The organism is Prevotella jejuni (assembly GCF_900187995.1).
Classification (GTDB): Bacteria; Bacteroidota; Bacteroidia; order Bacteroidales; family Bacteroidaceae; genus Prevotella; species Prevotella jejuni.
Genome location: NZ_FZNZ01000037.1, coordinates 17,564 through 29,339 on the forward strand (window position 1 = coordinate 17,564; position 11,776 = coordinate 29,339).

General features: G+C 41.5%; 15 protein-coding genes. All 15 read right to left on the reverse strand.

The window, feature by feature from the left end; genetic code table 11:
* Positions 1-12: 12 nt before the first annotated feature.
* Complete coding sequence (locus CHB62_RS12140) at positions 13-366, reverse strand: EamA family transporter (protein ID WP_042856151.1); 354 nt, start codon at positions 364-366, stop codon at positions 13-15.
* Complete coding sequence (locus CHB62_RS12145) at positions 354-2,132, reverse strand: beta-ketoacyl synthase N-terminal-like domain-containing protein (RefSeq protein WP_089367045.1); 1,779 nt, start codon at positions 2,130-2,132, stop codon at positions 354-356. The genes CHB62_RS12140 and CHB62_RS12145 overlap by 13 nt, the downstream gene beginning before the upstream one ends.
* Before the next feature lie 43 nt (positions 2,133-2,175).
* A complete protein-coding gene (locus CHB62_RS12150) occupies positions 2,176-2,445 on the reverse strand; it encodes a phosphopantetheine-binding protein (protein WP_254919384.1) in 270 nt (89 codons plus the stop codon).
* A 39-nt stretch (positions 2,446-2,484) separates the two neighbouring features.
* Complete coding sequence (locus tag CHB62_RS12155; protein ID WP_089367046.1) at positions 2,485-4,209, reverse strand: beta-ketoacyl synthase N-terminal-like domain-containing protein; 1,725 nt, start codon at positions 4,207-4,209, stop codon at positions 2,485-2,487.
* A 29-nt stretch (positions 4,210-4,238) separates the two neighbouring features.
* Positions 4,239-4,667 carry an acyl-CoA thioesterase gene (locus CHB62_RS12160; RefSeq protein WP_009011785.1) on the reverse strand — a complete coding sequence of 143 codons (429 nt, stop codon included), beginning with the start codon at positions 4,665-4,667 and terminating at the stop codon, positions 4,239-4,241.
* A gap of 23 nt (positions 4,668-4,690) precedes the next feature.
* Entirely contained in the window at positions 4,691-5,158 is a 468-nt protein-coding gene (locus CHB62_RS12165; RefSeq protein ID WP_240616321.1) for a hotdog family protein, read from the reverse strand.
* A gap of 16 nt (positions 5,159-5,174) precedes the next feature.
* Complete coding sequence (locus CHB62_RS12170) at positions 5,175-6,017, reverse strand: LpxL/LpxP family acyltransferase (protein WP_089367053.1); 843 nt, start codon at positions 6,015-6,017, stop codon at positions 5,175-5,177.
* Positions 6,018-6,039: 22 nt separating this feature from the next.
* A complete protein-coding gene (locus tag CHB62_RS12175) occupies positions 6,040-6,282 on the reverse strand; it encodes an acyl carrier protein (protein ID WP_004353718.1) in 243 nt (80 codons plus the stop codon).
* 22 nt (positions 6,283-6,304) lie between these two features.
* A complete protein-coding gene (locus CHB62_RS12180) occupies positions 6,305-7,399 on the reverse strand; it encodes a FlxJ family methyltransferase (protein WP_089367047.1) in 1,095 nt (364 codons plus the stop codon).
* A 2-nt stretch (positions 7,400-7,401) separates the two neighbouring features.
* A complete protein-coding gene (locus CHB62_RS12185; RefSeq protein ID WP_089367048.1) occupies positions 7,402-7,917 on the reverse strand; it encodes a hypothetical protein in 516 nt (171 codons plus the stop codon).
* A 26-nt stretch (positions 7,918-7,943) separates the two neighbouring features.
* A complete protein-coding gene (locus CHB62_RS12190) occupies positions 7,944-8,507 on the reverse strand; it encodes a DUF4410 domain-containing protein (RefSeq protein ID WP_089367049.1) in 564 nt (187 codons plus the stop codon).
* Between the two features lie 40 nt (positions 8,508-8,547).
* Positions 8,548-9,090: a hypothetical protein gene (locus CHB62_RS12195; protein ID WP_009011779.1), complete on the reverse strand. Its 543-nt coding sequence runs from the start codon at positions 9,088-9,090 to the stop codon at positions 8,548-8,550.
* Positions 9,091-9,126: 36 nt separating this feature from the next.
* Positions 9,127-10,356 carry a beta-ketoacyl-[acyl-carrier-protein] synthase family protein gene (locus tag CHB62_RS12200; RefSeq protein WP_089367050.1) on the reverse strand — a complete coding sequence of 410 codons (1,230 nt, stop codon included), beginning with the start codon at positions 10,354-10,356 and terminating at the stop codon, positions 9,127-9,129.
* 131 nt (positions 10,357-10,487) lie between these two features.
* Positions 10,488-11,216, reverse strand: a complete 729-nt coding sequence (gene flxB, locus CHB62_RS12205) for a flexirubin biosynthesis SDR family reductase FlxB (protein WP_089367051.1) — start codon at positions 11,214-11,216, stop codon at positions 10,488-10,490.
* A gap of 166 nt (positions 11,217-11,382) precedes the next feature.
* The coding region (locus CHB62_RS12210; RefSeq protein ID WP_141240429.1) for an IS30 family transposase at positions 11,383-11,776 on the reverse strand (394 nt) is incomplete at its 5' end.

Genomic DNA, 11,776 nt, shown 5'->3' on the forward strand with positions numbered 1-11,776 from the left:
CATCTTATTTTTCTACTTAGCAATCAAGCAACAGCCTAATATTATCAGGCTCACTCCTACCCATTTCATCACAGAAACAGACTCATGGAAAAAGAGTATTGCTGCAAGAAGTCCAAATACATAACTCAAACTAATCATCGGATAAGCCACACTCAGAGGGTAATGCTTAACGATATACATCCAAAGTATGGAACTTGAACCAAATAACAGTCCACTACAAGCAAACTGCCAATTCAATAAAAGGCTACACCAGAACGTACGAGTCCAGCCAAAAGGGAGCATTTTCTGAAGTGCAAACTTCAAAAACACCTGCCCTCCTGCCAACAGAGAACTCTGAATAACGGACAAGATAACTACTCGCCACATGATAATACCATTGCGATAGCATGGATTGAAGGCTGCTCTTCTGCCCCATCCCGCTTCAATAATGAATTAAAAAGTGGAGTACTCTCATCGTGACATCCCACAAGAACTGTCTTTGCTTTCCCTTCTTTTAATAGCATCTCTGCATCACGCAATGCCCATGACAAAGATTCCGAACCCTGTGTATAGGTAACATTATAGCCGTGACAGTGCGTTTTAATGGCGATATTACTACCTATAGTATTATGTGTACTTTGCATGAAATAAGTGGGTTTCAGCATTGTCTCACCCTCCTCCTTCATCTGTTCCAACAGTCGTTCGCTATATTCCAAACAACCATACATCGTTCCAGTTATGATGGCATCAGGTTTTTCAACGCCTGCTTGGGACAATGCTTCCAAAGAAGAAAGCAACGAACTCTTCATGATTTTGCCCATACGACGTGCCTCTAAAGGCTTGACATACTTACGGATGTCTTCCAACTGTTCCTTTGAAGTAAGTTCAACACGGGACAAGACCTTAATATCTTTCCCTGTTTCAACTTGTTCTTCTGTGGTTGTTGGATGGGCAGAAAACAATAAAGCAGAGTTGTTACCACCAAAGCCAAAGGAATTACAGAGTACGTTTTCCAACGCGACACTCTGTTTGCCTAAGGTCGGAGTAATACCCTTCTCCATCTGATGTGCCCAACCTAAATTGGCTGGAACAAAATGGTTCTGCATCGCTAAGATACAGATAACAGCCTCAATACTTCCTGACGCACTCGTAGTGTGACCAGTAAAAGACTTTGTACTGGATATCAATGGGAGCTCATCACCGAAGATGCGACGTAAGGAAACACTCTCACTTTGATCATTATTAGGTGTTCCTGTTCCGTGAGCATTAACATATTGAATATCTTTCGGAGTGAGATGTGCCATGTCCAAGGCCTCTTTCATAGCAAGATAAGCGCCTTCGCCATCTTCAGACGATGCTGTTTGATGATATGCGTCACAGGCATTACCATATCCCGTAAGATATGCATGGACATTTACACCACGTTTATTGGCAGACTCCTCTGACTCTAACACAACGAAAGCCGCACCTTCACCCAAATTCAGACCACCCCTTGTAGCATCAAACGGACGACAACGCTCATGGTCAAGAATCATTAATGAATTGAAGCCATTGAGGTGAAAGCGAGATAAAGACTCAGTACCACCAGCTATTACGATGTCAGCTTGATGATCTTTCAGCAGCCGTGCACCAAACATAATAGCATTAGCTGCCGAAGAACACGCAGTAGACAAAGTCGTTACTTCCGTGAAGATGCCAAAGTAATCAGCCATAGTGTTCGTGCAACTACCACAATCATGATGCCGAAGGAAAGATACATTGTCGTCTTCCGCAATATGATCAAAGTAGAGCTCAGTGATATCCATCCCACCTACTGTTGTCCCAGAGACAAGTGCTATGCGCAGACTCTCACCCTTTTTCTTACGTGCAAGGATGTCATCTACACTGAATCCAGCATCCATTAATGCCTGACGAACAGCAATGGTACCCATCAAGGCTGTACGGCTCATCATCTGAGAGACAGGGATTCCAAGCATCTCTTTCATCTGTTCATTCGCCAAATCAACCTCTCCAACAGGCAATTCATGATGAACTGATTGAAGATGCTTTAGCCTCCCAATACCACTCTCCTCCGCTATCAATGACCGTAACACCTCTTGTTTGTTAAAGCCAATAGCAGAGATTATGCCTTCGCCAGTAACTGCAATATTCATTTTATTGGTTTATCCGTTCGATATTATTACCCACAAAGTAGCTTTATTTCTTTCGGTTCTTGCTGACATAGTCGGCAATAGAAGCCACACTGGTGAAGATTTTCTTACCTTCAGCAGGGTCTGCCAACTTGATACCGTACTTCTTTTCCAAAAGAACAATCAACTCCAAAGCATCGATTGAGTCTAATCCCAGACCTTCACCGAAGAGAGGCTCGTTCTCATCAATATCGTCAGCTGTCATTTCTTCGAGGTTCAAAGCCTCTATAATCTCGTCCTTTAGTTCTTTTACTAACTCATTCATTGTTATGTCTATTTTATATATAATATGATTTTTCTGTTTTATTGTTAATTATTACGCCTTATTAATAGATGCTATATACATATCGGCTTCATAGTGTTCACGGTCTTCATAATCTATCCATCCAGTCAATAAGCTTGTTGTTTGGCGGTCTAAGAAAGCCGTTTGTATCAATGTCTGCATCTGCTCTTCATTCTTTTCAGGCAGAATATAGAAAGATGTCTCACCATGATAGTCATTGCGAATGGCTATCTCACCAGTAACAATATTCGGTAAGGTGTACACAAAGACGGACGGACTTGGAAAATAATTCTCCTTGTCTGCAATTGAAGCTAAGTATTTTTTATCAGAGGAAATAGATGAAGAGCGATTGAAAAGTACCACTCCTCGGTTCCTTTGATGTTCTTTTATAGATATTCCTTCCGCCTTTTCTGTCTGCAACAAGAGCTCTGAAGCAATGAAACCCAACCGACAGAGACCATCCATTTTATAATACTTTGGATAATCCCCTATCATCTTTTTATAGATTGTTGTGAGCAAACTCTTCTCGTTTGGTTCACCTTCAACAGGGAGACATCCACCATCAAGCCATGCTCCTTCAGGACTGATACGCACATGATGCGTCTTTCTGAATACTGAAGGGATACGCTCTCTCCTTTCTTTTAAAGATACAGAAGAGCTTTCAACAGACTTCGCATAGAGAGTAGCATTACATCCGCCAAAGCCTGAAAGCATCTTGATAAACCCTGTCTTATGAGTTGGACTGTGCTCTACAGACAGCATAACTTTACCAGAGACGCCTATTTCGTCATATCCACGAGTCCCTAGGATGGTGTGATCATCGACAGATTTCATACAGAGAATGGTCTCAAAGACTCCTGCTGCACCTAAAGAATGACCGATATAACCCTTTAAAGCATTGACAGGAACATCAGAAAGGCCTGCTCGCTGAATAGCAATAGACTCCATTTGGTCATTGAAAAGTGTAGCAGTTCCGTGTGCATTGACGAAAGCTAAATCATCTTTCTCAACATTTTCCATCGTCTGCTGTAAGGCTTCAAGCAGTCCTTCTGCCGTCTTCGATGGTGCACTGATATGGAAAGCGTCGTTTTTTACATATCCATGTCCTATCGTCCAAACCCGATTATCAGACCTACCAATAGCTGAAGTACCAGAAGGAAAACGACTGCTCAGTACCACCGTTGCTGCTGCTTCACCTAAATTCAGACCCTGACGCTCTATGTCGAAAGGTCTACAAGTCTCCGTTGACATGGCATTAAGTGACTGGAAACCAGAGATAATAAAGCGTTGAGGACTATCAGCACCACAGACTACAACGTTATCATACACTCCTAACTGTAACAGTCGAGAAGCCAAGATTATTGCTGCACAACCTGATATACAAGCATTACATACCACTACTGGATGGGTTGTAAAACCTAACCGAGTGGCAATTCGTTGGGCAGTCTCACCCAGATATAGTCTTTCGTCGGCCTCTTCCCCTAATCTTTCTATCGCCCCTTTAGTAGAACTTAGAATGAAAACAGAACGGTCATCGGCTACATTAATACCCGAGTCATCAATGGCCTTGCCTGCAGAACGAAAGACTAAGTCTTCAAAGTCGGCTGACATCAAGGATGCAATGAAACCGTCTGGGATACCATCCGTCATTGGTGCATAGGCACGAATAGCCGACTTACCAGCCTTTACAGCCTGGTAATTATCCTCTGATGTGTCGCCCAGAGGAGAGATAATATTATCAGCTAAAACGTAAACCATGATTTCTTCTTATCCTTTCCTGTACATTATTAATTCTTATCCACCTGTCCCCAGCGTTCTTTCCACAGCTGATAAAATGGAGGATTATCCCACACTAACTGATAGTTGAGGTCCATAAACACCTGTACGGAGTGTCCTGTTGCTATCAGACTGTCATCTTCTGCATCATGAATCTCATAGTCAAAGACTATCTTTGCAGCCTCTGTTGGACGATAGATAATGTCTATACGAGGCGTCATCCCATATCTAATTGGCTTCTTGTAGTGGAAGGAGAGGTCGACTAATGGCGCAAAATAGCCATGATCAAAGAATCCCATGTACTCCAATCCATACTGCTTCCCAAATGCTTCACGTGCATCTTCAAAGTAAAGAGGATAAGAACCATGCCATACAACATTCATGGAATCAACCTCACTGAAGCGAACTGCAAACGTTTTTGATGCTTTTAATTCTTTCATTTATTACAGAATTCCTTCCTTCTTCAAGCGTCTTCTTGCTCCTTAACGGCTATCTTTATCTCTGATGTGACGAGCACTTTATCGCCGCATGTTATGCTTGCTTCAGCCAATGTCATACCAAACACTTCTTCTTTTACCTCTACACGAGTCGTTATGACGTCTCCAACATGGGGTAAATCAATAACTTCAAAGTTACGAACAGCACCGATAAAGCCCAATTGGATTCCCTTTTTTAGGATGTACTTATTGACATATCCTATGCGGGCTGCACAGGTTTGGGCGATATTCTCCATCAAACCCGAAGCTGAAAAACAATCATCATCTACAAAGATATTGCTTTTCTGCACCTCAGTCTCCGTAACAGTAAGTGTCTTATCAAAATGTACCAGTGTTCCAATCATTACGAAAGGCTCCTGTTGTGGCAGTAACACATGTACATCTATCGCCCGAAGTTCCTCTTCAGAAGGATTCTCTACATCAAAAATTACCATCTTCTTTATCATCAACTTAACGTGACCAGAAATCATAGAAATTAAACCATTGCAAAGGATACTGCCGCACTCTGCGTTCAAGTTCCTTCACATAACTATCAGCTAACTGCTGTATCTGCTGTCGACGAGGTGCTTGCTTGTCGTAAGAAAGACGTGCAACATATACCTTATAATGCTTAGCAGACGTCTTCATGACATTGACTGCGAGGACATCCTGCCCTTTCATTGTAGCTACAGAGAGTGGACCAGCAGGGAAACGAGCCTCAGCATCCATAAAAACAGACGTCACAGACTTGGCTGAACCAATAATTCTGTCGGCTGGCATGCTCATGATCTCATTGTTATCCAATGCCTCATTCACAAGAAAAAGGTGGCTCATATCCTCCTTAACAGGTATCATACGGATGTTATGATGACCCAAGACTTCCTGTCTCCCTGTCATCACAGTGGCTTTTTCGCCCCCAAAGACTAACGCATTGAAGCGTTTTGTCTTTGAGATAAGGGAGTAACCTGCCACCTCATAACAGCCAATATGGGAACTGAAGATCATGAATCCTTTCGGTTCTGACTCTAATAGGCGAAAGTTCTCATACCCTTCGATATCCAAATGGAAATGTTTACCAGCAAAGACTGCAAAGCGATCTACCACTACTTGACTGAACAAACAGTGATTGACATAAACACTCCATGCCGCACGCAAACGCCCATAGCGTAAGCGATAACGGTAGAAATGATAGGCTGAGGTCCTACTATGGTTGGTATTCAGTAGCAGACAGACTGGTATAACGAAGAGGGATGTGACTAAATAAACCATCCTCACATCCAACCAACGCAACGATTGTATCAATAATCGATGCATCCAGCCACTACCAAATGTTGTGTTAGCCAACCTTACTCTCTATATAGTCGCAGAATTGTGATAAAGTAACAACTCCCTGCATCTCTTCTGGTTTAATCTTAAAACCGAAGTTCTTCTCGACAATAACGACTATATCAACAAAGTCCAGACTATCAATGCCGAGGTCATCCTTCAGCTTTGCCTCTGGTGCAATGTTCTCTTCATCAATCTCAAGATCCTCTATGAGGAAGTTTCTTACTTTCTCTTCAATTTCTTTTCTTTCCATTATACGTTATAATTTATATTATTTATTTCAACTTTACTTCCAATATTGTGTGTCCTTGTCCAATACCATCATGGGTCTCAACAACCTTCAATCCAGCTCTTTCAATCTGCTTGATCATATCATCAGAATGATACATCTTGCTATTTCCATTTGCCATAACAGTGAAATAGACACTTGTCATAGTTAGGCATAGTGATGCTGGTTCATACTTTTGTCGGTCCCAGAAGGTCTCCATTATATATAAGGTGGAATCCCTCTTCATCACCTTGGCGGCCCGAACAAGGATACTATAGATTTCTTCTTCTGAGAAACAGTCAAGGAACTGGCTCATCCAGATGGCGTCCCAATTCCCTTGTGGTAGACCATTGTTTTCGTCAAGGATATTTGTGGAGTAGCCATTGATGCGTTCTGCTCCATCTTTCCCCTCAATATTCTTCTTCATCATTCCAATCTGACCAGGTAGATCAACGATGGTAACATAGACTTCAGAATCGAACTCAACGCAGCGCAAAGCAAAACGTCCAGTATTCCCGCCAACATCCATTAAGTGTTTAGGATGTTTACTGAACACAACCTCCAACGCCTTATCAAAGGAATGGTCACTGTAGAAATGGTCAAAGCCAAACCAGCTGTCCTGCACTTGCTTATCAAGTTTTGACAATCCTTCATAGATTGTTGGCCAGTCGCCAAGAGTTTTGAGTCCTGCTGGCTTCCCTTCCTTTAATGCTTCATCGAGGAAGAACATGCCCCGATAGTTGACATCATGATTGAAATCTATATTCACACGTGTAGCTGGATCATTGAGTAGAAACCAACCTGTCTTAGATATGGTGTAGCGGTCTGTATCTTTATTCACCAAAACAGTCCCCGCACTCAGTGAAGCCTCGAGCAAAACCTTCAAAGCATACTTTGAGAGTTGCGTTTGTTTCACCAGTTCATCCAATGTCAACCCCTCTAAACTATCACGCAGCGCATCCAGGATACCCCATTTCACCATCAGGCGAGACACCTGAAAGATGACTGGTCCCCATGCTATATACTCTGCAAGACGTTGTGCCTCACGTGCAGAGAGCTGTTCTTGAGTGTATCTATCACTTTCTGATTGGAATAGATTCATCCTTATTTATTTGCCTTTTTAATTTCTCTTATAAATAACTTAGCGAAAGATTCACCTAATTCATCCATCGGATCCTTAAATGTTATCGGATCATCATTATCGCCATCGTCAGACTTAAACACCATCGTTGCCTCGAGCTTGGTGGAACCTACCTCACGTAAATAAGCATTACCACTAATACTTCCGTCTTTATAAACAACCAATGGGGTCAGAACAAGGATATATTTAGTGCCTCTGGAATGAGTCGTTACACTAAGATTACGCTTATAACATTCATCATTGAACTCTTTCACAAAGTAGTCAAGAGAGCGTTCTTTCCAATCAGTTACTCTTCTTCCAAGCGATAAGAAATCCTTAAAAGGGAGAGCTTTATTGTATTTTATCCTTGTCAAGTCTAAGCTGACAGCAACAGTCTTCTCACCTTTCAGGCAACAAAGACTGCCACTCTCTAACTTCACCTTTGCAATACAAGATAAGTTCAGAATTGACAGAAACATCAATATGATAATCTTTTTCATATCTTATATCACACAAAGAGTTATATTTACTTTACCTTCTTTATTAGCTTAACAACTTGCTCAGCCAATTCGCGATAGGTTTCAATACGACGTTTCTCATTGCCGAAGCCTGCACCAGCAACTCCATCAACATCAATAACAGCAAATGGTTGCTTCGTGTTCTTCTCATAGAAATTCATCAGACCACTCATGTGAGCATCACCAGCACCAAAGCCTATGAGGACAGAGGCACCAGTACTACCATAATGGAAGTCTTTCACCTCAATAACTATGGTGTAGTCTGCTTCACTCTTCTTATCCGTGATCGTCACACTCTTCGTCTTATCATTGAAGCGCTCCACGAAATTTGCTTCTGCATGTTCAAGCTCTGACTTATAATCACGCTCCCACTCTTTACCTTTCTCTTTCAAGAAAGCATTCACATCCTTACCTTCTAATGTTGCATGACTATAATCCCAAACAACATAAACTTTTGCTTTTGAGGTCTTTAATGGAGAAAGTGAACCGCTCTTTAATGTTACATCTGCCTTAGCAAACACACTCATCACGCAGCACACGATAAAAGATAATAACAATACAATTCGTTTCATAATCGATAAAATATAAATTAATAATCAAATAATAATCTCTTTAGATATCTAAGCCTACTGTTAATTCTATACCATTCGCATCACTGCTTATAGTCCCGAGACCCGTATCTATCTTACTGTTCTGAAGTGTATAACCAATTGCAGTACTGATTCCAAACTTACTATGACCGAAATAGAAATGACATCCTACTTGTGGCGCAAAGTATAAGCCTTCACAGTCTCCAACACTATAACCGACTTTTGCACTTATATATGGGGAGAAATTCTTACGCAATTCTTTATGAAACTCCAGACGTGTGTCTACAAACAGAGGAACACTCCAGTATTCACTGTCCCACCAGTAGTTTACGGCTACACCTCCACCGATAAATAATTCCGGATTAATCTGTACACCATGGGAAGTAGAAAAGAAAGTACGATTATCTTTCACATCACCTGTCCCAAACACATTACCTTCTGAGATGAATCCCCTATAACGTGGAGCTTGCTCCCAACCATAGGTTTCATCACTCTGTGCATTTACAATTGGACTGTAAAGAAATACAACGATAAGGACCAACAAGGTCTTTACACACATTCTCATAATAATATAAATTAAGTTTTAATTAATCAATACCCATTAGTCCTTGAATTTCTTAATGACCAGAGCGGAATTAGTACCCCCAAAGCCAAATGAATTACTTAGAACTGTATTTACTTCTGTGTCAATAGTTGTTGTAGCAAGGTTCATCTTCTCTGAATGTTCATCAGGATTCTCAAAGTTGATGTTAGGTGCTACGAAATTATGCTGCATCATCAAGATACTATACACTGCCTCTGATGCTCCAGCCATCCAACACTCATGTCCTGTCATACTCTTGGTAGATGATATGAGGGCATGTTTACCTCCAAACATACGGTTCAAAGCAATTGCTTCATACATATCTCCTTGGTGTGTACTCGTAGCATGGGCATTGATATAGTCTATATCATCAGCCTCCATATCTGCAGCCTTCAACGCACGAGTCATGGCAACAACACTTCCTTCATCGGATGGTTGACTGATACCACCGCCATTGCTTGAGAAGCCATACCCAACAACTTCGGCAAGGATATTCGCTCCACGTGCCTTCGCATGTTCATAATCCTCTAATACCAATGATGCTGCTCCACCACTCGGTATGAGTCCATCACGGTCTCTATCAAACGGGCGACTGGCTTTTGTCGGCTCATCCATACGAATGGAGAAGGCGCCAAGTGCATCAAACGATGCCATTGAATAGTAGTTTGTCTCTTGTGCACCACCGCAAAGGACCATATCTTGAAGCCCCTGCTTAATCATCATAAAACCTAAACCTATAGAATGACTACCACTGGCGCAAGCTGAACTGACCGTGAAATTCACACCGCGCAAATGGAAGATAGTACTGAGGTTCATATTCACCGTTGAGTTCATCGACTGGAAGATGAGTCCATAACCTAACATTGCTGAATCATGTTTCTCATCCATTATCTTTGAGGCTTCAATGACAGGCTGGGCTGAAGAGTCGTTACCAAAGATACAACCTACTTCATTCTCCAGCAGATAGTCATCCGTGATACCTGCCTGAGCAAAGGCTTGCAAACTTGACATGTAGGCATATCGTGCCTCTTCTGACATACCTGCTCGTATATGACGGTCAAGCATCTTCTTTGTGATGACAGGTTCTGCAACGATACCCGTCAATGCTGAACGATAGCCATAGGTAAGGCGTTCTTCCTGAATGCCTATGCCCGACTTTCCTTCATATAATGAATTCTTTACCGTTTCAAGGTCAGTACCAAGGCATGACCATATTCCCATTCCTGTTATTACTACTCTTCTTTCCATAAGTTATTTATTAGGAGTTATAAAAGTTAAGGAGTATGAGGGATTAAAAGCCAACAGCAGAAATCCCCTAATATCAGCAATAATACATTTCACTTTACACTTGTAATTCCTTAACATCTCACAACTTCTCTTTAAGTGTACAACCCTCCATTCACATTAATTACCTCACCTGTAACGTATGCAGCAGCATCCGAAGCAAGGAACGTCACGACCGCAGCTACCTCCTCTGCCTTACCGAAGCGTCCCACAGGGATGAGCCTCTTCAGTTCATCCTCTGGTAACTCCTTCGTCATATCAGTCTGTATGAAACCAGGCGCTACAGCATTCACTGTGATATTTCGTGGTGCAACTTCCTGTGCCAACGCCTTCGTAGCACCTATTAGAGCAGCCTTTGCTGCACTATAATTGACCTGTCCTGGCATACCTTTCAGTCCTGACAGTGAGGCCATATTGATAATTCGTCCTCCATGTCGACGTGGCATCATGTGTTTCAATAGTCGACGTGTGATATAGAAGAAACCATTCATATTCGTATCCAAAACGCTATGCCAGTCGTCTTCCGACATCATAAACATGACATTATCTCTTCGAATACCCGCATTATTCACCAATACTGAGATGAACTCATCTGGATGAGCAGCCTCCCAACTATCAATAGCAGCTTCAATAGCCTTCGGATCAGCAACGTCAAAGGGCAGTAGTTCAGCATGACCACCCTTCTCCTCTATCAGTTGTTTCACATCTTGAGCACATTCTGAATTAGAATGGTAATTGATTATTATAGAATATTGTTCAGCTAAAGACAAAGCTACAGCTCGTCCTATCCCTCGCGAAGCACCAGTTATTAAAGCATACTTCATGTTTTATTGGCTTTTAATTTTACTTAAATAAAATAAGGAATACACTCTATATCATTATTTACCGACAAAGGTATGATATTTTTTTTAATTATATTATATTCCTAAGTGTTTTTTAATATTCTCTTATTAGATATTCCCCTCGTGAATTCAACAAGCAAGTGCAAATTTACTTAATTAGTTCGTAAAAGCAGTCCTGTGGTGTTTTAAAATCTAATTTCTTTCTTGGTCTCATGTTAATTTTCTTTGAATACTTCGTGATTTGTTGCTGGCTGATATGCTCAAAGGTTTCTTTTTTTGGCACGTATTGCCTAATTAGTCCGTTAGCATTTTCTATAGCCCCTTTCTGCCATGAAGCGTATGGGTCAGCAAAATATATGGTAACACCAAGGCTTTTGGCTATCACTTCATGACAAGCGAATTCTGTACCATTGTCAGTTGTAATAGACTTGATATGGTCTTTGAAAGGAGATAGTAAGTGTATTACAGTTCGTGCCAGTTCTTTGGCATTTTTCCCATTCTTAAGTTTTCTCATAAACAGCATGTTTGTACTACGCTCTATC